General features: G+C 72.2%; 18 protein-coding genes. 13 read left to right on the top strand and 5 right to left on the bottom strand.

Translation table 11 applies throughout. The features are described from left to right. Positions 1 to 807: SIP domain-containing protein (locus tag NUV38_RS08945; RefSeq protein WP_257728794.1), on the top strand; the 807-nt coding region annotated here is incomplete at its 5' end. Between the two features lie 14 nt (positions 808 to 821). Here NUV38_RS08945 and NUV38_RS08940 read toward each other — a convergent pair. Beyond that, positions 822 to 2000: a low temperature requirement protein A gene (locus tag NUV38_RS08940; protein ID WP_257728793.1), complete on the bottom strand. Its 1179-nt coding sequence runs from the start codon at positions 1998 to 2000 to the stop codon at positions 822 to 824. Between the two features lie 182 nt (positions 2001 to 2182). Between NUV38_RS08940 and guaB the strand changes: the two genes are divergently transcribed. The 4 genes from guaB (at position 2183) to NUV38_RS08920 (ending at position 5953) form a co-directional block, all read left to right on the top strand. Continuing rightward, a complete protein-coding gene (guaB, locus tag NUV38_RS08935; protein WP_257728792.1) occupies positions 2183 to 3691 on the top strand; it encodes an IMP dehydrogenase in 1509 nt (502 codons plus the stop codon). A gap of 7 nt (positions 3692 to 3698) precedes the next feature. Continuing rightward, complete coding sequence (locus NUV38_RS08930) at positions 3699 to 4226, top strand: SRPBCC family protein (protein ID WP_257728791.1); 528 nt, start codon at positions 3699 to 3701, stop codon at positions 4224 to 4226. Between the two features lie 207 nt (positions 4227 to 4433). After that, entirely contained in the window at positions 4434 to 5540 is a 1107-nt protein-coding gene (locus NUV38_RS08925; RefSeq protein WP_055966179.1) for a GuaB3 family IMP dehydrogenase-related protein, read from the top strand. After that, positions 5537 to 5953: a hypothetical protein gene (locus NUV38_RS08920; RefSeq protein ID WP_257728790.1), complete on the top strand. Its 417-nt coding sequence runs from the start codon at positions 5537 to 5539 to the stop codon at positions 5951 to 5953. Before NUV38_RS08925 ends, NUV38_RS08920 begins: the two co-directional genes overlap by 4 nt. Before the next feature lie 2 nt (positions 5954 to 5955). Here NUV38_RS08920 and NUV38_RS08915 read toward each other — a convergent pair whose 3' ends face one another. Both NUV38_RS08915 and NUV38_RS08910 read right to left on the bottom strand, forming a co-directional pair. After that, complete coding sequence (locus NUV38_RS08915; RefSeq protein WP_257728789.1) at positions 5956 to 8643, bottom strand: DUF4153 domain-containing protein; 2688 nt, start codon at positions 8641 to 8643, stop codon at positions 5956 to 5958. Further along, positions 8640 to 9332, bottom strand: a complete 693-nt coding sequence (locus NUV38_RS08910) for a response regulator transcription factor (protein ID WP_257728788.1) — start codon at positions 9330 to 9332, stop codon at positions 8640 to 8642. The genes NUV38_RS08915 and NUV38_RS08910 overlap by 4 nt, the downstream gene beginning before the upstream one ends. Positions 9333 to 9606: 274 nt before the next feature. Between NUV38_RS08910 and efeO the strand changes: the two genes are divergently transcribed. The 4 genes from efeO (at position 9607) to NUV38_RS08890 (ending at position 15422) form a co-directional block, all read left to right on the top strand. Continuing rightward, positions 9607 to 10740, top strand: coding sequence for an iron uptake system protein EfeO (efeO, locus tag NUV38_RS08905; RefSeq protein ID WP_257728787.1), 1134 nt, complete (start codon positions 9607 to 9609; stop codon positions 10738 to 10740). Between the two features lie 40 nt (positions 10741 to 10780). Then, a complete protein-coding gene (efeB, locus tag NUV38_RS08900; protein ID WP_257728786.1) occupies positions 10781 to 12046 on the top strand; it encodes an iron uptake transporter deferrochelatase/peroxidase subunit in 1266 nt (421 codons plus the stop codon). 66 nt (positions 12047 to 12112) lie between these two features. Further along, on the top strand, positions 12113 to 13663 hold the full coding sequence (locus NUV38_RS08895) for a succinic semialdehyde dehydrogenase (RefSeq protein ID WP_257728785.1): 1551 nt from the start codon (positions 12113 to 12115) through the stop codon (positions 13661 to 13663). A gap of 67 nt (positions 13664 to 13730) precedes the next feature. Beyond that, positions 13731 to 15422, top strand: a complete 1692-nt coding sequence (locus NUV38_RS08890; protein WP_257728784.1) for a GMC oxidoreductase — start codon at positions 13731 to 13733, stop codon at positions 15420 to 15422. 155 nt (positions 15423 to 15577) lie between these two features. On the opposite strand, the gene NUV38_RS08885 is transcribed toward NUV38_RS08890, so the two are convergent. Further along, positions 15578 to 17149: an adenylate/guanylate cyclase domain-containing protein gene (locus NUV38_RS08885; RefSeq protein WP_257728783.1), complete on the bottom strand. Its 1572-nt coding sequence runs from the start codon at positions 17147 to 17149 to the stop codon at positions 15578 to 15580. A 138-nt stretch (positions 17150 to 17287) separates the two neighbouring features. Here NUV38_RS08885 and NUV38_RS08880 point away from each other — a divergent pair, with 138 nt between their 5' ends. Beyond that, positions 17288 to 17686, top strand: a complete 399-nt coding sequence (locus tag NUV38_RS08880; RefSeq protein ID WP_055963666.1) for a cyclic nucleotide-binding domain-containing protein — start codon at positions 17288 to 17290, stop codon at positions 17684 to 17686. Between the two features lie 124 nt (positions 17687 to 17810). Here NUV38_RS08880 and NUV38_RS08875 read toward each other — a convergent pair whose 3' ends face one another. Beyond that, the gene (locus tag NUV38_RS08875) at positions 17811 to 18629 is read right to left on the bottom strand and encodes an adenylate/guanylate cyclase domain-containing protein (RefSeq protein WP_257728782.1); all 819 of its coding nucleotides are present in this window, start codon (positions 18627 to 18629) and stop codon (positions 17811 to 17813) included. 213 nt (positions 18630 to 18842) lie between these two features. Here NUV38_RS08875 and guaA point away from each other — a divergent pair, with 213 nt between their 5' ends. From guaA to NUV38_RS08860, 3 genes are all read left to right on the top strand, one after another. Next, positions 18843 to 20402 carry a glutamine-hydrolyzing GMP synthase gene (gene guaA, locus NUV38_RS08870; protein WP_257728781.1) on the top strand — a complete coding sequence of 520 codons (1560 nt, stop codon included), beginning with the start codon at positions 18843 to 18845 and terminating at the stop codon, positions 20400 to 20402. A 94-nt stretch (positions 20403 to 20496) separates the two neighbouring features. Continuing rightward, positions 20497 to 21129 (top strand): hypothetical protein, encoded by a 633-nt coding sequence (locus tag NUV38_RS08865; RefSeq protein ID WP_257728780.1) that lies wholly within the window; start codon positions 20497 to 20499, stop codon positions 21127 to 21129. Between the two features lie 17 nt (positions 21130 to 21146). Then, on the top strand, positions 21147 to 21593 hold the full coding sequence (locus tag NUV38_RS08860; protein ID WP_257728779.1) for a GNAT family N-acetyltransferase: 447 nt from the start codon (positions 21147 to 21149) through the stop codon (positions 21591 to 21593). The last annotated feature ends 105 nt before the right edge of the window (positions 21594 to 21698 follow it).

Genomic DNA, 21698 nt, shown 5'->3' with positions numbered 1-21698 from the left:
TCGGGGCCGTCGCTGCCCGACCCGGCCGACCTGGAGCACACCGTGTCGAAGACACCCACCCTGCTCGCGAACTACGTGGAGGCCCAGGCCCACGAGGCCACCGTCGGCGCGAACGAGGTGATCTCGCCGGGCCTGCGCCGTCTCGTCCTGCGGTGCTCCGACTTCGTGGGTGCCACGATCGAGCCGTGCGACGTGACCGCGTTCCGCGTGTCCCGCAACGAGTTCCGCCACTACACGCCTGCACTGGTCGAGGGCGACGCCCTCACGATCATCGTGCAGCGCCACGACCATCCCGGCCCGACGCCCGGTCACGACCTGGTCGAGAGCTGGTCCGAGGGCGACGCCGTGAAGGTCTGCCGGTGGTCGTCCGCGCGGGCCTTCACCTGGGACCTGGCGGGGGTGCCGGGCCGCGGGCGGCAGACGGCGCCGAGCGAGGGACGGCCCATCGTGCTCCTGGGCGACGCGACCGTCATCAGCCTCGCGCTGTGCATGGCCGAGCGTGCGGACCGCGACGGACGCGACCTGGTCACCGTGCTCGAGGTGCCCGAGGCCGACGTGGACGCCACCCGTGCGCTCGTGCCCGAGGCCACGGTGCTTCCCGCGGTCGAGGCACCCGGAGCCGTCCTGGACGCCTGGATCCGCGCGAACGTCGAGGCGCTGCGCGTGCTGCCCGACCCGGTGGCCTACCTGGCCGGCAACGGTCCGGCCATCCAGCGCCAGCGCACGCTGCTGCGCGACGTCGTGGGGCTGGACCGCAAGGCGGTGAGGACGCAGCCCTACTGGGCCGAGGGGAAGACCGGCCTGTAGCCCGCGCCTGCCGTTCAGTGACCGGCAGGCGCCGTGGTGGGTGGTCGTCGCACCAGGACCACCACGATGGCCACCAGCACGATCGCGGTGACGGCGAACGGGATCGGCAGGACCGGGTCGAGCAGCACCAGCAACGCGCCGAGCGGCACGACCGTGTTGACGACGCGATCGGCATGGTCCCGCAGGGCGATCCACCAGATGCCGAGCACGAACAGCGCGACCGGCACCGTCACGGTGAACGCCGCCGCCAGGTCGGACAGCTTCGAGTGGTCCGTCAGCACGTCGATCTCCACCTCGATGCCGGCTGACAGTGCTCCTGCGGCAGCGAACACGAGGAAGTGCACGTAGCCGTAGCGCAGCGAGCTGGCGAACGAGGTGATGGCCCGGTGGTGCGGCGGCCAGAAGTAGATCCACCACAGGGCGGCCGTGGAGACGAACGCGAGTGCGGCCACGGCGAGGAGCGGTCCGAGGGCGGTGTCCTCGTGCAGGGCCTCGAGGATGGCCTTCGCCGAGCCGAGCAGGCTCTCGCCGAGCAGGATCAGCGTGAACAGGCCGTACCGCTCCGTGATGTGGTGCGGGTGCCAGGGCGTGGTGGCGCCGGTGCGCTCGGCCACGACCGGCACCGCCAGCTCCGCGAGCAGCAGCACGACGAAGGCGACGGGCACGACGGAGGCGGGCAGGGCGAGCATCCCGATCCACAGCACCTGCACCAGCGCGATGCCACCTGCGTAGGTCAGGCAGGTGCGCCGGTGCTCGTCGCTCGCGCGGGCGGCTCGCAGCCACTGCGCCACCATCGCGACGCGCATGATCACGTAGCCGGCGACGGCGAGGCGGAAGTCGGCGTCGGCGAACACCGGCTCCACACCCGCGGCGAGCACGAGCACGCCGGCCATCTGCACGAAGGTGAGCACCCGGTAGAGCCAGTCGTCGACCGCGAACGACGTGGCGAACCAGGTGAAGTTCATCCACGCCCACCAGATGGCGAAGAACACCGCGGCGTAGGACACGAGGCCGTCGACGACGTGGTCCTCGGTCAGCGCGTGGTGCAGCTCGACCGACGCCGTGCTCACCGCGACGACGAAGACGAGGTCGAAGAACAGCTCGAGCGCGCTGGCCGTGCGGCCGGACTCGCCCGGATCGCGCGGGCGCATCGGCAGCAGCCGCAGGCTGGACGTCGCTGGGTTGGTGCTCATGCTTCCTCCCGAACCCCGGCGGCCTGGTCCGCCGGTCCGGCGACCATCCTGCCAGTGTTCGGGGACGGAGTGCACCCGTCGCGCGGGCCTGCGTCGGGGGCCTGCGCCCTCGTCGGGCGGGTAGGAGCCGCGTCACGCCACGGCCCCTGGGGTCCCGGGGTCGGCAGCCGTACCATGGCTGCATGGAGCAGGGCATCCCCGACAAGTTCGCCAGCCTCGGCCTCACGTACGACGACGTCCTGCTGCTTCCCGGCGAGACCGACGTCGTCCCGAGTGACGTCGACACCACCGCGCGGCTCACCCGCGACCTGACGCTGCGGATCCCGCTGCTGTCGAGCGCGATGGACACCGTCACGGAGTCGCGGATGGCCATCGCCATGGCCCGCGAGGGCGGCATCGGCATCCTGCACCGCAACCTGTCCATCGAGGACCAGAGCTACCAGGTCGACCTGGTCAAGCGCACCCAGACCGGCATGATCCCCAACCCCGTCACCATCGGCCCGAAGGCCACGCTCGAGGAGCTCGACGAGATCTGCGGCGAGTACCGCGTGTCGGGCCTGCCCGTCGTCGACCCCGACAACCGACTCCTCGGCATCATCACCAACCGCGACCTGCGCTTCACGCCCGTCGCGGAGTGGTCCACCACGATCGTCGGCGACGTCATGACGCCCATGCCGCTCGTCACCGGACCCGTCGGCATCAGCCGTGAGGACGCCTCGGCGCTGCTGCGCCAGCACAAGCGTGAGCGGCTCCCGATCATCGACGCCGACGACCGTCTCGCCGGCCTCATCACCGTCAAGGACTTCGTGAAGTCCGAGCAGTACCCGCTCGCCAGCAAGGACGACGAGGGCCGCCTGCTCGTCGGTGCCGCGGTCGGCTTCTTCGGCGACTCCTGGGACCGCGCCAACGCCCTGCGCGAGGCCGGGGTCGACGTGCTCGTCGTCGACACCGCCCACGGTCACGCCCGCCTCCTGCTCGACATGGTCCGCCGCATCAAGGCCGACCGCGCCTTCGACGGCATCCAGGTGATCGGCGGCAACATCGCCACCCGCGCCGGCAGCCAGGCGCTCGTCGACGCCGGGGTCGACGCCGTGAAGGTCGGTGTCGGGCCCGGATCCATCTGCACCACCCGTGTGGTGGCCGGCGTGGGCGTCCCGCAGATCTCGGCCGTCTACGAGGCCTCGCTCGCCGCCAAGCCGGCGGGCGTGCCGGTCATCGCCGACGGCGGCCTGCAGTACTCCGGCGACATCGCCAAGGCGCTCGTCGCGGGTGCCGACTCGGTCATGGTCGGCTCGCTGCTCGCCGGCTGCGAGGAGAGCCCCGGGGACCTGATCTTCATGAACGGCAAGCAGTACAAGACGTACCGCGGCATGGGGTCCATCGGCGCCATGGCCTCGCGCGGCAAGAAGTCCTACTCCAAGGACCGCTACTTCCAGGCCGACGTCGTGAGCGACGACAAGATCGTCCCCGAGGGCATCGAGGGCCAGGTGGCCTACCGAGGCCCGCTCGGTGCGGTCGCCCACCAGCTCGTCGGTGGTCTGCACCAGTCGATGTTCTACGTCGGCTCGCGCACCATCCCCGAGCTGCAGGAGCGCGGCCGCTTCGTGCGCATCACGTCGGCGGGGCTCAAGGAGAGCCACCCGCACGACATCCAGATGACCGTCGAGGCGCCCAACTACGCCGGACGCTGACGACGTCGTGAGGCCCCGTCGCGTCCTGGCCGACCGGTGGGGCGTCACCGACGCCGAGGTCGCGCTTCAGTACGGATGCGACGGCGTCCTGCCCGACGCGCCGATGCAGGCGTGGCGGGGTGTCACGGTCGACGCGCCGGCCGACGTGGTGTGGGCGTGGGTGCGCCAGCTGAGGTTGGCCCCGTACTCCTACGACTGGGTCGACAACCTCGGCCGACGCTCGCCGCGGGAGCGGTCAGACCTGCCCGACCCCGTCGTCGGCGACGTGTTCATGACCGCGATGGGACGCCAGGTCGGGCGGGTGCTCGCGGTGGAGCCCGGCCGCGAGGTCACGGCCCGGATCGGGCCCGCCGTCATGAGCTACCGCGTCGAGCCGGCAGGGCAGGGGCGCACCCGCCTGCTGCTCAAGCTCGTCTCGCGCGGTCGTCGACCCCTCGTCGACCTGCTCTCGCTCGGTGACCTCCCGATGGCGCGCCGCCAGCTGCTCACCCTCAAGGCGCTCGCCGAGCGCGAGGCCCGCGGCCGTCAGAGGTAGGTAGCCCGCGGAATCGCCGTCAGAGGTAGGTGACCCGCGACATTCTCGCGTCGCAGGTAGGTGGCACGCGGATACGAGGCCCGATTCCGCGCACTACCGACCTCCGCCCCGCCGATTCCGCGCGCCACCTACCTCTGACGGCGAGGACCTGGGGCGCGCGACGACGCACGACGAGACGTGGCGCCGGTCGCCACTAGGGTGGGACGCATGCCTGAGCTCGACATCGGTGCCGCCAAGCGCGGCCGCCGCGCCTACTCCTTCGACGACATCGCGATCGTGCCCAGCCGGCGCACCCGCGACCCCGAGGAGGTCTCGACGGCCTGGCAGATCGACGCCTACCGCTTCGAGCTCCCGGTCATCGCCGCACCGATGGACTCGGTGATGAGCCCCGAGACCGTGATCGCGCTCGGTCGCCACGGCGGGCTCGGCGTGCTCGACCTCGAGGGTCTGTGGACCCGCTACGAGGACCCGACCCCGCTGCTGGCCGAGATCGCGTCCCTCGACGCCGTCGCCGCGACCGCACGGCTGCAGGAGATCTACGGCGAGCCGATCAAGGCCGAGCTGATCAAGGACCGCCTGCGCGAGATCCGCGACGCCGGGGTCACCGTGGCCGCCGCGCTCTCCCCGCAGCGCACCAAGCAGTTCTCCGACGTGGTCGTGGAGGCCGGGGTCGACCTCTTCGTCATCCGCGGCACCACCGTCTCGGCCGAGCACGTCTCGAGCCAGACCGAGCCGCTCAACCTCAAGGAGTTCATCTACGAGCTCGACGTCCCCGTCATCGTCGGCGGCTGCGCCACCTACCAGGCCGCCCTGCACCTCATGCGCACCGGCGCGGCGGGCGTCCTCGTCGGCTTCGGCGGCGGCGCCGCGCACACCACGCGGTCGGTGCTCGGCGTCGCGGTGCCCATGGCGTCCGCCGTCGCCGACGTCGCCGCGGCCCGCCGCGACTACCTCGACGAGTCGGGTGGCCGCTACGTGCACGTCATCGCCGACGGCTCGATCGGCCGCAGCGGCGACATCGCCAAGGCCGTCGCCTGCGGGGCCGACGCGGTCATGATCGGCTCCCCGTTCGCCCGTGCCACCGAGGCCCCCGGCCGCGGCTTCCACTGGGGTGCCGAGGCGTGGCACGCCGAGCTGCCGCGCGGCAAGCGCGTCGAGATCGGCACCGTCGGCTCGCTCGAGTCGGTGCTCTTCGGCCCGTCGTCGGTGCCCGACGGCACGATGAACCTCATCGGCGCCCTCCGCCGCGCGATGGCCACGACGGGCTACACCGAGCTCAAGGAGTTCCAGCGGGTCGAGGTCGTCGTCGCGTGAGCGACGGGCCGGCCTCGGACGACACCGGCAGCCGGCTGCCGTCGCTGCCGGCCGACCTCGGCCCCGTGCGCGTCGCCGACGTCGTCGTCGCGACCGTCCTGTGGCTCGGGCTCTCCGCCCTGTCCGCCGTCGCCGGTGTCATGGCGCTGCTGCTGGTCATGGCGGCCGACGGCTGCGGAACCTCATCCGACGACGGCGCACTGTTGTGCGGCGACGGGGGAGGACTGCTGTTCTTCCTGGGCATCGCCGTCCTCTGGCTGGTGCTGGCGACCGCCGTCCTCGGCTCCGCGCTGCTCATCGTCCGAGGGGCGATCCGGCGCAGACGCACGTGGCACTGGCCTCTCGTCGGCCTGGTCGTCGGTGTCGCCGCATGCGCCGCCATGGTGGGCTGGATGGTCGTCCTCACCCGCTGACCTCACTCACGCGCGATGGTGAGGCACGACCCGTCGGACGGGACCGCAGCCACCTCGGACCGTGCACGGTCGGCGCGCTCCCGACCCAGGTTCCAGGACCAGGCACCGTCGTCGTCGGTCTCCGTCGGGCCGTACGGGTCGTCCAGGACGCACGCGGCCGTCCGCTCGGGCAGGCCCGCCACGATCGACGGGACCGCGTCGTCGCCGAGCGAGCGCAGGTAGTCGACGTCGAGGGTCCCGGTCTCGGCGAATCGCTCCACGTTGTGGGTGGCCACCCAGCCGGCGGGATTCATCAGGCCGAGGACCAGCAAGGCTCCGGCACCGCTCAGCAGGGCGGCCCGCGGCAGCCAGGACCCGTCGAGGCGGCCGATCGCCACCAGCGTGAGTGCCACGAGCAGCCCGAGCCACAGCTCGAAGCCCACGACGGCGAGGCGGAGCACGGTGTAGCCGTAGGCCTCCTGGTACAGGTCCATGCGGTAGAGCGCGGACACGACGACCGCGAGCGTCAGCACGCACAGCAGGCCCAGCACCAGCCGCAGCACGAGCCTGTCCCGCTCGTCGGTGCGTGGGGCCTTGCGGGCGGCGACCCCGATGACGACGAGGGTCAGGAACGTCACCGTCGTCAGCTGCCCGAAGCCCTGGTGCACGTACTCGGCGTAGGTGAGGCCGGTGGTGCGCTGCAGGTAGTCGCGGCCACCCCACATCGCCGCCGACTGCGCCACGAGGAAGGCGACGAACAGGACGACGACGGTGCCGAGCGGCACGAGCCACTCCCACCGGTGCCGCACCGGTCTGCCGGTCGGGAGGTCCTCGGCGAGGAGGGGCGGCGGGTTGAGCGCCAGGTAGCTGCCGGCCAAGGTGACGCCGGCGACGAAGAAGCAGACGAATCCGCGAGCCACGACCGAGTCCCAGGCGAGGTCGGGGACGAGGCTCGACGCCCAGGTGCCGAAGACGGCGTCGCCCGAGGCGAAGAGCCCGCCGAACAGGACCAGGCCGGCCGCGGCCAGGGCGGTCGTGCGCAGCACCGGCCACAGCAGGCGGGAGCGGCTCGTGGCCGAGAGCGTCCGCCCGAGGAGCGGCAGCCCGCGGGCGGCGGAGGCGATCCACGCGACGACGGCACCGGGAATCGCCGCGACCGACCGGGCGCCGGTGACGGCGACGGCGACGGTCGTGCCGGCCACGACCACGCCCAGCAGACCGAGCCACTCGCTGGCACGTAGCACCGTCATCGACGCCAGGGCGACCCCGAGCGCCACGCCCACGACCGTGAACGGGTCGGCGGCGCCACGGGAGCGACCGTGTGCCGCCGCCAGCACGACGGCAGCGACGGCGAGGGCGAGCAGCAGGGAGCCGACGCCGATCGGCTGGTCGACGATCAGCAGGGAGCCGAGCACACCCACGCCGGCCGAGGCGAGGAGCAGCGGCACCTGCGGGGGCAGTGCCCGCTCGGGCCACAGGCGGGCCAGCAGGTCGTCGGCTCGCCCGGTGGAGGGTGGTGCTGCGACGTCCGCCACCGTCTCGGTGGTTCCTGGCTGCTGGGGAGGGGGGCTCGCGGTCATGGAGGTGCTCCTCGGGTCGATCGTCGGGAGGGTCGGGGGCGAGGTCGGGGTCGGGGCGACGGCCGGACGGGGTGTGGGGCGGGGGTCGCGCGGAAGGGTGGCTCGCAGGTGCGCTCCCGCCGTGGAGGGCACGACGTCGACGGTGCCGCCGTGCAGCTCGCAGACCCAGCGGGTGATCGCGAGCCCGAGGCCGGTGCCGCCCCCTGCGTCGGGGCCGGTGCCGAACCGCTCGAACACGCGGTCCTCCAGCTCGGACGGGATGCCCGGACCCTCGTCGCGGACGTCGAGGTGCCACCGGCCGTCGTCGGCCGAGGCGCTCACCCGGACCGAGCGACCGGCGGGACTGTGCCGGACGGCGTTGTCGACGAGGTTCGCCACGACCTGGGCGAGCCGCCCGGGATCGGCGCGGACGGTGAGGCCCGACGGTGCCACCTCCACGGTCACGGACGTGTCGCGCCCACGGTCGGGGCTCTCGTCCACGACGGACCGCACGAGCGCCTCCACGTCGACGTCCTCGAGGCGCAGCGGCGCCACGCCCGCGTCGATGCGTGAGAGGTCGAGCAGGTCGGCCACGAGGTCGCTCAGGCGCTCCGCCTGCTGCAGCGCGGCGCCCAGCGCGGCGTCGTCGGGCTGGACGACGCCGTCGGCCAGGTTCTCCAGGAGCGCCCGCTGCGCGGTGAGCGGGGTGCGCAGCTCGTGCGCGACGGTTGCGACCAGCTGACGGCGCTCGCGGTCGGTCGACTCGAGGGCGGCGGCCATGGCGTCGAACGCGCGGGCGAGCCGGCCGACCTCGTCGTCGGACGTGGCGCCGACGCGGACGCCGTAGTCGCCCGCCGACATGCGCGCGGTGGCGTCGGTCATGGTGCGCAGCGGCGAGGTCATGCCGCGGGCGAGCCACTGCGTCACGAGCAGTGCGGCTCCCACCGTGACCGGGAGGGAGACCCAGACGGGCAGCCCGGCCCGGTCGCCGATCTGGGCGAGGAGCGCGGCGACCACGGTGCTCGCGCCGACGAGCAGGCCCAGCTTGGCCTTGATCGACCCGACCGCGTCGAGCGGACGCCCGCCGCCCGTGGATCGGGTGCCAGCCGGTCCGGTTCTGGTCGGTCGGGTGCCCGTTGGTCGGGAGCTCATCGCTCCTCCAGGGCGTACCCGACGCCGTGCACCGTGCGCACGCGGTCGGCGCCGATCTTCGCGCGCAGGGCCTTCACGTGGCTGTCGAGCGTGCGGGTGCCCGAGGCGTCGGACCAGCCCCACACCTCCTGCATGAGCTCCTCGCGGCTGCGCACCGACCCGGGCTCCGCAGCGAGTGCCGCGAGGAGGTCGAACTCCAGCGGCGTGAGATGCACGTCGGCGCCGTCGACCCTCACCCGACGTGTGGCGCCGTCGACGGCCAGCGAGCCGACGGTGCGCGTCGGGGCTGCCTGCGCAGCCAGCTCGGCGGCGCGGTCGACGCGGCGCAGGAGGGCGTGGACGCGGGCCACCAGCTCACGCTGGCGGAACGGCTTGGTCACGTAGTCGTCGGCCCCGACGCCGAGGCCCACGAGCACGTCGGTCTCGTCGTCGCGTGCGGTGAGCATCAGCACGGGGACCGGACGCAGGGCCTGCACGCGTCGGCACACCTCCAGCCCGTCGAACCCGGGAAGCATGAGGTCCAGCACGACCAGGTCGGGGTGGTGCTCCTCGAACGCGACGACGGCCCCCGGCCCGTCGTGCGCCTGGACCACGTCGTGGCCCTCGGCGCGCAGACGGTCGGTCACCATCTGGTTGATGAGCGGCTCGTCCTCGACGACGAGGATGGTGCGACGGGCTCCGGTGGTCATGGACCCGACCCTAGGTTCGGCACGGGCTCCGCCGTGGGGGAGCGACCTGGAGATCGTGTGAAGATCCGTCGGCCGCCCGCCCCCACGATCGGTGGATCCTCGACCGCAGACGCGGCCTTGCGGTTGAGGATCCACCGATGGGGGCGGGGAGGGCGTGGCGGGGCGGGGCGGGGGTCGGCACACGTCACACGCAGGATCGTTGCGTCGAGGAACCGGTGCGGGACTACCATGGTGAGGCTGTCCTCACCTGGACGCCCGTTCCCGAAGGAATCCCATGCACCGCAGTCTCGCCGCCACCGGCCTGGTGGCCGTCTCGCTCTCCCTCCTCGGCGCGTGCGCCGAGGAGCCGGCCGCCGGTGACGGCACCGTCGCCGTCGCCGCCTCGGACTCCTCGTGCGAGGTGTCCGCCACGAAGCTCGACGCCGGCCCGACCACCTTCCAGGTGACCAACAAGGGCTCCAAGGTCACCGAGTTCTACGTCTACGCCGACGGCGACCGCATCATGGGCGAGGTCGAGAACGTCGGCCCCGGCCTGTCGCGCGACCTGGTCGTCGACCTGCCGAAGGGCTCCTACGAGGGCGCCTGCAAGCCGGGCATGGTTGGCGACGGCATCCGCCAGACGCTGTCCGTGACGGGCGCGCCGGCGAAGGACCTGTCGGACTCCGAGGAGCTCAAGGCCGCCGCGGCGAGCTACGAGCGCTACGTCGAGAGCCAGACCGGCGCGCTGATCGACAAGACCACCGAGTTCGTCGACGCCGTCAAGGCCGGCGAGGTCGACGAGGCCAAGGCGCTGTTCCCGCGGGCCCGCACCTACTGGGAGCGCATCGAGCCCGTCGCCGAGATCTTCGGCGACCTCGACCCCATCACCGACGGCCGTGAGCCCGACGCGAAGGCCGAGGGTCGCGACTTCACGGGCTGGCACCGCATCGAGAAGCAGCTGTGGGTCGAGGGCAACACGAAGGGCATGGACCCCTACGCCGACGAGCTGCTCGCCAACGTGAAGAAGGTCGTCGAGCTCAGCAAGGAGCAGCCGCTCACCGCGCTGCAGCTGGCCCAGGGCTCCAAGGGTCTGCTCGACGAGGTCGCCACCGGCAAGATCACCGGCGAGGAGGACGAGTTCAGCCACACCGACCTGTGGGACTTCAAGGCCAACATCGAGGGGTCCCAGGCGGCCATCGCGGCGCTGCGCCCCGTGCTGGAGAAGGCCGACCCCGAGCTGGTGACGCTCATCGACCAGCGCTTCGAGGCGCTCGACACCGAGCTCGACCAGCACCAGGACGCCGACACCGGCGAGTGGGTCGGCTACGACACGCTCACGAAGGCCCAGGTCAAGAAGCTCTCCGACGCCGTCGCCGCCCTGAGCGAGCCGATCAGCAAGGTCGCGGCCGTCGTGGCCGCCTCGGCGTGACCACCTGCCTCACGGGTTCGACCGCGGCAGGACGGCGGTCGTGACCGAGCGCCGCGGCGTCTCCCGTCGTTCCCTGCTGGGGGCGGCCGGGGTCGGCGCGCTCGCCGCGGGGGCCGCCGGTGGCTACGCGGTGGCCGCCACCCGTGACGAGCCGGTCGCACCGGACCCCGACGCGGTCCCGGTCGCGTTCGAGGGCCGGCACCAGGCCGGGATCCTCACCCCGGCCCAGGACCGTCTGCACTTCGTGGTGCTCGACGTGACCACCGAGAGCCGCGACGAGCTGGTGTCGCTGCTGAAGGAGTGGACCCAGGCCGCGCGTCGTCTCACGCAGGGCAACGAGGTCGGGGTGTACGGCGCGGTCGCCGGGACCCCGCTCGCCCCGCCGGAGGACACGGGTGAGGCGTTGGGCCTACCCGCGTCGGGCCTGACCCTGACGATCGGCTTCGGCCCCAGCCTCTTCGAGCGCGACGGCAAGGCCCGGTTCGGCCTCGACGGTCGACGGCCCGACGAGCTCGTCGACCTGCCGGCCTTCTCCGGCGACCGGCTCGACCCGGCGCTCACCGGTGGCGACATCGCCATCCAGGCCTGCGCGAACGACCCGCAGGTGGCCGTGCACGCGGTCCGCAACCTCGTGCGCATCGCCTTCGGGCGGGCGTCGGTCCGCTACAGCCAGCTGGGCTTCGGCCGAACGTCGTCCACCTCGGCCGCCCAGGTGACGCCGCGCAACCTCTTCGGGTTCAAGGACGGGACGGCCAACGTCAAGTCCGAGGACCGCGACGTCGACGACGTCGTGTGGGTGCAGGGGTCCGACGGACCGGACTGGCTCGTGGGCGGGTCCTACCTGGTGGCCCGACGCATCGACATGCGCATCGAGACGTGGGACCGCGAGCCGCTGGCGGGCCAGGAGGCGATCATCGGCCGGGCCAAGGGGTCGGGCGGACCGCTGTCGGGTGGCGACGAGCACGCCGCGATCGACCTGGCCGCCAAGGGTGCTGACGGCGAGCCGGCCATCCCCACCCTCTCGCACGTGCGGATGGCCCACCCCGACTCCAACGGGGGCGCCAAGATCCTGCGCCGTGGCTACAACTTCGTGAACGGGACCGACGGTCTGGGCCAGCTGGCGGCGGGGCTGTTCTTCATCAGCTTCCAGCGCTCGCCCGCGCAGTTCGTGCGCATCCAGCGCACGCTCGCGGGCAGCACCAACGACGCCTTGAACGAGTACATCGTGCACCGCAGCTCGGGGCTGTTCGCCTGCCCTCCCGGCCTCGGCGCGAAGGGCTTCTGGGGCGAGGGCCTGCTGGGCTGACGTGTGACGTCCCCGATGTGACACAAGCCCTGTCGCGTTCCACATACCGGCGGTATCCTGAGCAGCATGTCCGCCGCCAGCGTCGTCCCCGCCTCCCGCGTCTCGAGCCTCACCGCCCTCATCCGCAGCACGAGCGGCGAGACCCGCACCACCCGCACGCCGCTCACCGGTGAGGCCGTCGCGGAGATCCCCGTCTCCTCGATCGACGACGTCGAGGCCGCGTTCGACGCCGCCCGCATCGCCCAGGAGCGCTGGGCCCGCACGCCGCTCGAGGCCAGGTCGGCCGCGCTGCTGCGCCTGCACGACCTGGTGCTCGCCCACCAGGACGAGCTGCTCGACCTCATCCAGCTGGAGTCCGGCAAGGCGCGTGCGCACGCCTTCGACGAGGTGGCCCACCTGGCGCTCACCGCCCGGTTCTACGCACGGCGCCTGCGCAGCCAGCTGCGCTCGCGTCGGCGCAACGGCGCCCTCCCCGGGCTCACGAGCGTGCACGTGAACCAGGTACCCAAGGGGGTCGTGGGCGTCATCAGCCCCTGGAACTACCCCCTGACCATGGCCATCGCCGACGGCCTGCCCGCCGTCGCCGCCGGCAACGCCGTGGTGCACAAGCCCGACAGCCAGAGCCCGCTCATCGCGCTCGCCGGCGTGGAGCTGCTGCGCCGCGCGGGCATCCCCACCGACGTCTGGCAGGTCGTCAGCGGGGCCGGCTCCGTCGTCGGGACCGCGATCATCGAGCGCGCCGACTACATCTGCTTCACGGGCTCCACCGCCACCGGCACCCTCGTGGCCAAGCAGGCCGCCGAGCGTCTGGTCAGCTGCTCGCTCGAGCTCGGCGGCAAGAACCCGATGATCGTCCTCCCGGGTGCCGACGTCGAGCGCGCCGCGGCCGGTGCCGTCAACGCCGCCTTCTCCTCGGCGGGCCAGCTGTGCGTGTCCATCGAGCGCATCTACGTGCCCGAGGCGCTCTACGACTCCTTCCGCGACGCCTTCGTGCGCCGGGTGCGCGCCCTCAGCCTCGGGGCGAGCTTCGACTGGGACGCCGACATGGGCTCGCTCATCTCCCAGAGCCAGGTCGAGACCGTCACCAAGCACGTCGACGACGCCGTCGCCAACGGGGCCACCGTCCTCGCCGGCGGCCGGGCCCGCCCGGACCTGGGCCCCTACTTCTACGAGCCCACCGTCCTGGAGGGCGTCACCGAGGCGGCCGCCTGCTTCGCCGAGGAGACGTTCGGCCCGCTCGTCTCGCTGTACCGGTACCGCACCGTCGAGGACGCGATCGCGCTCGCCAACGCCGGCGAGTACGGCCTCAACGCGAGCATCTTCGGCCCGGTCCGTCAGGCGCGCCTGGTCGCGCCGCGCATCAAGGCCGGCACGGTCAACATCAACGAGGGGTTCGCCGCCACGTTCGGCAGCATCGACGCCCCCATGGGCGGCATGCGTAGCTCGGGCGTCGGCCGCCGCCAGGGCGCCGAGGGCATCCTGCGCTACACCGAGCCGCAGTCGGTGGCCGTCCAGCGCGCCGTGCCGATGGCCGGCCCGGCGTTCGTGCCGGCCAAGACCTACGCTCGGGCCCTCACGCTCGGCCTCAAGGTGCTGCGACGCACCCGGCGCGCCTGACCCCGCAGCGCCTCGCTCCCGCACGACCCCACCCCGCACGACCCCGCAGCACGACGAGAGGTATCCCATGGCATTCGACCACGACGTCATCGTCATCGGCTCAGGCTTCGGCGGCAGCGTGTCCGCGCTCCGCCTGACCGAGAAGGGCTACAAGGTCGCGGTGCTCGAGGCCGGCAAGCGGTTCCGCGACGAGGACTTCGCCAAGACGTCCTGGCGGCTGCGCAAGTTCCTCTGGATGCCGCAGCTGGGCTGCTACGGCATCCAGCGCATCGACAAGCTCAAGGACGTCCTCATCCTCTCCGGTGCCGGCGTGGGTGGAGGGTCGCTCGTGTACGCCAACACGCTCTACGAGCCGCTCGACCCGTTCTACAAGGACCCCGCCTGGGGCCACATCGCCGACTGGAAGACCGAGCTGGCGCCCTACTACGACCAGGCCAAGCGGATGCTCGGCGTCGCCACCTACCCCTTCGAGACCCCGGCCGACCGGATCATCAAGAAGGTCGCGGCCGACATGGGCGTGGAGGGCACGTTCCACCACACGCCCGTCGGCGTGCTGTTCGGCGACGAGCCCGGCGCGAAGGTCGCCGACCCGTACTTCGGCGGCGCCGGACCTGACCGCAACGCCTGCATCAACTGCGGCGAGTGCATGACCGGCTGCCGGCACAACGCCAAGAACACGCTCGTGAAGAACTACCTGCACCTCGCCGAGCAGAACGGCGCCGAGATCCACGCCCTGACCACCGTCGTGTCGGTCGAGCCCCTGCCCGGCGGGGGCTACGCCGTCGAGACCCGGGGCACCAACAAGCGCTTCCGCAAGCACAAGGTCATCACCGCCGAGCAGGTGATCTTCGCCGCCAGCTCGATGGGCACCCAGAAGCTCCTGCACCGCATGAAGGACCGCGGCGTCCTGCCGAAGGTCTCCGACCGCCTGGGGCTGCTCACGCGCACCAACTCCGAGGCGCTCCTGGGCTCGATCTCCGACGGCAAGGACATCGACTACTCCGAGGGGGTGGCGATCACCTCCTCGTTCCACCCCGACGAGTACACCCACATCGAGCCGTGCCGCTACGGCCGTGGCTCCAACGCGATGTCGCTGCTGCAGACCGTCCTCACCGACGGCAGCCTGCCGGCCAAGCGCTGGAAGACGTGGCTCAAGGAGATGTGGAACCAGAAGCGCAACCTGTTCAAGCTGTACGACCTGCGGCACTGGTCCGAGCGGACGATCATCGCGCTCGTCATGCAGACGCACGACAACTCGATCACCACGTACACCAAGCGCAACCTGCTCGGTCGCAAGGTGCTCACGTCGCGCCAGGGCCACGGGGCGCCCAACCCGGCGTTCATCGAGCCCGGGCACGTGGCGGTGCAGCGCATGGCCGAGCACATGGGCGGCACCCCCGGCGGCACCATCGGCGAGCCCTTCAACGTGCCGCTCACGGCGCACTTCATGGGCGGCGCCTGCATCGGCGACTCGCCCGAGACGGGCGTCATCGACCCGTACCACCGCCTGTACGGGTACGAGGGCCTGCACGTGGTCGACGGCTCCGCCATCAGCGCGAACCTGGGCGTCAACCCGTCGCTGACCATCACGGCCCAGGCCGAGCGCGCCATGGCCTACTGGCCCAACCGCGGCGAGACCGACGTCCGTCCCGCCGTGGGCGAGGGCTTCCGGTCCATGGAGCCGATCGCCCCCAAGAGCCCCGTGGTCCCCGACGACGCCCCCGGCGCCCTCCGGCTCCCCATCGTCGGGGTCAGCTGACGGTCGCATCGGTCGGCTCACGATTCCCATCACCTGATGGGAATCGTGAGCTCACCATGGTCTTCCCTCACTTCCCGGGGGATGCATCCGCAGGTGGGTGGGGGATTCCCATCAGGTGATGGGAATCGTCGGACGGAAGGGACCGGCTCGCGGCCTCAGGACGCGGGCGAGCCGCGCCGCGGCACGGCGGTCCGCGTCTCGTCGGAGCGGCCGCGCAGCACGGTGCTGCCGTGCGACGCCCAGTGCGCCGACTCCTCGGGGCCGGCCGCCTCGACGGCCTGCAGGTCGGCCAGCACGCCGCCGTCGACGTCCTTCGCCAGCTCGGTGAGGCGTGACGCCGCGTTGACGGCGTCGCCGATGACGGTGAACTCGTAGCGGGACTCGTCGCCGACGTAGCCTGCGACGGCGCGGCCGGTGGCCACCCCGATCCCGGCGCGGACGCCCACGAGCTCGGTCTCGAGCCGCTCCCCGATCCGGCGAGCGGCTGCGAGCGCCTGGTCGGGGTGGTCCTCGAGCGGTCGGGGTGCCCCGAAGACGGCCAGCACCGCATCGCCCATGAACTTGTTGACCAGCCCGCCGTGCGCGTCGACCTCGGCGATGATCACCCCGAAGTAGTCGTTGAGCATGCCCACGACCTCGTCGGGGTCGCGCTGCTCGGCGTACGTGGTGGAGCCGACGAGGTCGGTGAACAGCACCGAGACCTCGCGGGTCTCACCGCCAAGCCGGATCTCGCCGAGAGCGGCCTCGGCCACGTCGCGTCCCACGTGCCGCCCGAAGGCGTCGCGCAGCCGCTCCCGCTCGAGCAGGCCGGTGGACATCTGGTTGAAGCCGGACTGCAGCATGCCGAGCTCGGAGCCGTCGAAGACCTCGATGGTGGTGCCGAACTCGCCGCGCTCCACCTCGCGCATGGCCGCGGTGACCCCCGTGATGGGCTGCACGACGGCGCGCGCCGTCAACCACATGACGAAGAAGCCGAAGCAGAGCACGACGGTGCCGAGCACCAGCGTGACGACGGCCAGCTCGCTCAGGGTCAGCTGGTCGGTGGAGAGCGCGAGGATGCCGACCACGACCAGGCCCACGACGGGCGCGCCCGTGCCGAGCCACCAGAACATGAGGACCCGGGTGGCGGCGCCGAGTCCGCGCGGCTTCTTCATGACCGCACCGCTGAGGGCGCGTGCGGCCACGGGTCGCATCGCGAACTCCGCGAGCAGGTAGGCGATGGTGGTGACGACGATGGAGGCGATGCCGACCGTGAGACCGGTCGACAGGGCGCGCTCCTGCTGCACGACCAGCGAGAGCACCGTGAACAGGACGGTCGCGAGGATCCAGAGCATGGCCTGCATGAGGGTGAGCATGCGGGGGGCCCGCAGCGCGCGGCGGCGGTCCTTGGGCCCGGGCTCGCGGCCCTCGATGGCCCACCGCTGCGCCTTGAGCGTGGCCGAGGTGCCCCAGGTGGCGCCGATGAGCACCGCCAGTCCGACGTAGCAGGGCACGGCGACGGCGAGCGCGTAGCCCATCTCGCGCGTGGGCGCGGGGCTCGGCACCACGAAGACCGAGAGCACGAAGACGATGCCGGCGCCGATGACGTTGGTGCTGACGAGGAACAGGGTCAGCAGGAGCTGGATGCGGACGCGCAGCCGGCTGGGGTCCTGCTCGGCCGGCCCGAGCAGCACCGACCCGAACGCACGCCGGGACCGGGTGGCCGAGCGGGAGGGACGATCGTCCACGTCGGACCTTCCAGGGCTGGCGGTGGGGACGTGCGGCAGCGTACCGTCAGCATGCCGCGGCGTGTCCTCCCTTCGCTCGAGTCGTTGGACGAGTTGCGGCGCCCTCCCACCCCGGTGTCGCACGACCGAGAGGAAGCCATGGCACGCAAGGCAGACCGCGAGACCATCGACGCGTTGACCCGCGTCACCGACTTCGACGCCGAGACCGTCGAGAAGCTCGCCGGCGTCGGTCGTCCGGTCAACATCCCCGAGGGCTGGGCGGTGATGATCGAGAACACCCCCGCGGACAAGGCGTACATCATCCTCGAGGGGACGATGGAGGTGCGGCGCCAGAAGCAGCCGATCGCCGAGCTGGAGGCCGGCGACGTGATCGGTGAGATGGCCCTGGTCAACGGCAAGCTGCGCAACGCCACCGTCGTGGCGAAGACGCCCGTCAAGGCCCTGCACCTGACCGACTCCGACGTGGCCGAGCTGCTCGACCACGACCCGAACTTCGCCTCCAAGCTCCAGCAGAAGGCCACCGAGCGCCTCGACTGACCCCCCAAAGCGGTGAGTTCTCCACCGCATCGGGCGGCCACGCCCCGCGCGGTGCGGACTCCACCGTCTCAGCGCTGAGACGGTGGGATCCGCACCGGCCGAGCGGGTGGCCGAGCGCTCGTGCTCAGACCTTCCAGTCGATCGCGTGCACGACCTGCGTGCCCGGGATCCCCTTGAGGTCGACCTCGCGGCTCTCCAGCACGGCGGGCCTGTCGTCGCCATGGGTCTGCTCGAGCGACTCGAGCGCACCGTCGCTCACGAGCACCTCACCGCCCTCGGCCTGGGCCGCCACGCGTGCCGCGTAGGCGACGTTGCGGCCGAACAGGTCGCCGTCGCGGTGCACCGCCGAGCCCTGGTGCACGCCGATCCGCACCGCCACCCCGCTCAGGCGTGACCCGGGCCGCGCGCGGGTGATCCGACGCTGCACCTCGGCCGCGGCGGCCACCGCCTGGGCGGCGTCGGTGAACGCCACCATGAAGCCGTCGCCCTGGGTCTTGATGACGTAGCCGCCGTGGCGACTGACGGCCCGGTTGACGACCGCGTCGTGCCGCGAGAGCAGCTGCACCCAGCCGCGGTCGCCGAGCGCGTGGTTGAGGGCCGTCGAGCCCTCGATGTCGGAGAACAGGATCGCCACGGTCCCGTCGCGCGACGCCATGCGGGCGAGGTCGGGACGTTCGACGTCGGCCCAGCGGGCGAGGTCGTCGATCGAGCCGCGCAACGTTCCGCTGAGGCCCTTGTCCTTCAGGCTGATCGCGGTGCCGACGACGGTGCGGACGGCGTCGGACGGCGTGGGCACCAGCCGGATGCGCGGCCGTTCGGTCCGGATCGACCGCTTGAGCTGCGCGATGCGTCGGCGTGCGCCGAGCAGCAGGCCCCAGGCCACGACGAGCGACACGGCCAGCGCGGCGCAGGTGACGGAGAGGACGATCTCGAGGACGGACATCGGAGCCAATCTACGGCGCTGGAGCGGGGGAGTGCCGGACAGCACAGGACCCGGCCTGGAGGGAGCTCACGGGCCGGGTCCTGTATGTGCCACGAGGAGGCGGCACTGTGGATCTCACGGGAGGGAGTGTAGTGAGATCCGTCCTGATCAACGACGTCGTACGGAGGGGGTTACGACGGTCTGGAGAAATATTTCGACCGATACGATGACGGGGTGACTCCTGACCACGACCTCGTCCTCGTCGTCGACTACGGCGCCCAGTACGCGCAGCTGATCGCGAGGCGGGTCCGCGAGGCGCGCGTCTACTCCGAGATCGTGCCGCACACGATGCCCGTCGAGGAGATCCTCGCCCGCAAGCCGGCCGCGATCATCCTCTCGGGCGGCCCGTCGTCGGTGTACGAGCCGGGCGCCCCCCAGCTCGACCCGACCATGGTCGAGTCCGACGTGCCGGTCTTCGGCATCTGCTACGGCTTCATGGCCATGGCGGCGGCGCTCGGCGGCGACGTCGCCCGCACCGGCCAGCGGGAGTACGGACGCACCTCGGTGGAGGTGCTCGACCCCGGGACCCTGCTCCAGGGACTGCCCGGCCCGATCACGTCGTGGATGTCGCACGGCGACGAGGTCGTCGGCGCACCCGACGGCTTCACGGTCAACGCTCGCTCCCCGCGGGCGACGGTGGCGGCGTTCGAGAACACCGACCGTCGACTGGCCGGGGTGCAGTGGCACCCCGAGGTCCTGCACTCCGAGCACGGCCAGCAGGTGCTGGAGCGGTTCCTCGTCGACATCGCCGGCTGCCGCCAGACGTGGACGAGCGTCAACATCGTCGAGGAGCAGGTCGAGAAGATCCGCGCCGAGGTCGGCGACGCCCGGGTCATCTCCGCGCTGTCCGGTGGCGTCGACTCCGCCGTCTCGACCGCCCTGGTCCAGCGCGCGGTGGGCGACCGGCTCACCGCCGTCTTCGTCGACCACGGCCTGCTGCGCGAGGGCGAGGCCGAGCAGGTCGAGCGTGACTACGTCGAGGCCACGGGGGTCGACCTCAAGGTCGTCGACGCGCGCGAGCGGTTCCTCGGCCACCTGGCCGGGGTCAGCGACCCCGAGACCAAGCGCAAGATCATCGGGCGTGAGTTCATCCGCGTGTTCGAGGAGGCCGAGCGCGAGGTGCTGGCCACCCCGGGCCCGCCGGTCAAGTTCCTGGTGCAGGGCACGCTCTACCCCGACGTCGTCGAGTCCGGGGGCGGCGAGGGTGCGGCCAACATCAAGAGCCACCACAACGTCGGCGGCCTGCCCGAGGACCTCGAGTTCTCGCTCGTCGAGCCGCTGCGCACGCTCTTCAAGGACGAGGTGCGCGAGGTGGGCCGCCAGCTCGGCATCCCCGAGGCCATCGTCGGCCGGCACCCGTTCCCCGGGCCTGGCCTGGCGATCCGCATCGTCGGCGCGGTCGACGCCGAGCGGCTCGCGATCCTGCGTCGTGCCGACGCGATCGTGCGCGAGGAGACGTCGGCCGCCGGGCTCGACGGCGACATCTGGCAGTTCCCGGTGGTGCTGCTCGCCGACGTCCGCTCGGTGGGCGTGCAGGGCGACGGCCGCACCTACGGCCACCCGATCGTGCTGCGCCCCGTCTCGAGCGAGGACGCCATGACCGCCGACTGGAGCCGCCTGCCCTACGAGGTGCTGGAGCGGATCTCCACGCGCATCACCAACGAGGTCGAGGACGTCAACCGCGTCGTCCTCGACATCACCAGCAAGCCGCCGGGCACCATCGAGTGGGAGTGAGCCGGGCGGGTGCCGGCGTGCGGCACGGCCCCGCGGGCGCTCTCTTGCTAGGGTCGAAGGCTGGGCGTGCCGTCGATCTCGGGAGGTACTGCGCGTGAAACCCAAGCTGAGACTGGTCCTCGTCGGCCTGGTCCTCGTGGTGCTCGCCGGCCTCGGCGGGTGGGCCCTCATCGGCGGTGGAGGCGACGACGCCGAACCGCTCGCGTCGCCCAGCTCGGAGCCGGAGGCCACGCAGAGCCCCTCGGCCTCGCCGTCGCCGACCGGGACCCCGAGCCCCACGGAGTCGGCCACCACGAGCTGCGAGGACGCCGACACCCAGTTCAACGTCGAGGGCGTCGAGCAGGACAGCCTGCTGCCCGACTGCGGGACCCGTGTGGTCAACGTGCGCCAGCAGGAGGCCTCCGGGCTCGACCTCGGCTGCGGCGGAACCTACCCGGTGATCCTCTACAAGACCACCACCACCGACGGCACCAAGGCGTCGGTCTGCGGACGCAACTCCTCGGGCGAGCGATTCCGTGTGGTCGTCAAGCCCGAGGGCGGCGACGCCATCGACATGGCCGGCGACTACGACGCGGGCAACGACGCGTTCCTCGGCGAGAAGGGCTCCACGCTCTACGAGATCGTCGGCCGCAACGGCTCGATCGTCGTCTCCACCGAGGACGGCAGCCGCACGCTCGAGTCCGACGGTGACTGGAGCTCGCTGGACAACGAGCCCGACGGGGACTGACCACGGTGCTCCTGCCGGTGCGTGCCGCTGACGTGCCGGACCTCGCTCGCTTCCTCCGCGACGCCGACCTGACGGTCGCCGGGCTCGACGCCCCGGGCCTGCGCTGCTGGATCGAGCGCGACTCCGAGGGCGCCGTCGTCGGCAGCACCGGCTACGAGGTCGGCGACGACGGGGCGCACGTGCTGGTCCGCAGCGTCGCCGTGGCCCCCGGTCGCCGAGCCGCCGGTCACGGCACCCGACTGGCAGGGTTCGCCCTCGAGCGGGCCGCCGAGTCCGGCGCCACCACGGCCTGGCTGTTCAGCCGTCGGTCCGGTCCGTTCTGGCAGGGCCTCGGCTTCGTGCCGGCCGATCTCGCGGACCTGGCCACGGCGCTGGCGTCCACCCAGCAGGTGCAGCTGTTCGCCCGTACCGGCCAGCTCGACGTGGAGCGTGCATGGTCGCGGCCCCTCGCGCCGACGTCCTGACGCCCGCGAACCAGCCCTGGTCGACGTCGGGGATGCCGTCGGCGCCGTCGTCGCGAGCCGGGCAGCCGGTCCCGTGCCCGCCTGACGGCCGCCGGTGACGCCCCC

Source organism: Aeromicrobium sp. 50.2.37, assembly GCF_024655735.1.
In the GTDB taxonomy this organism is placed as follows: Bacteria; Actinomycetota; Actinomycetes; order Propionibacteriales; family Nocardioidaceae; genus Aeromicrobium.
This window is presented reverse-complemented; position numbering and strand designations above follow the sequence as displayed.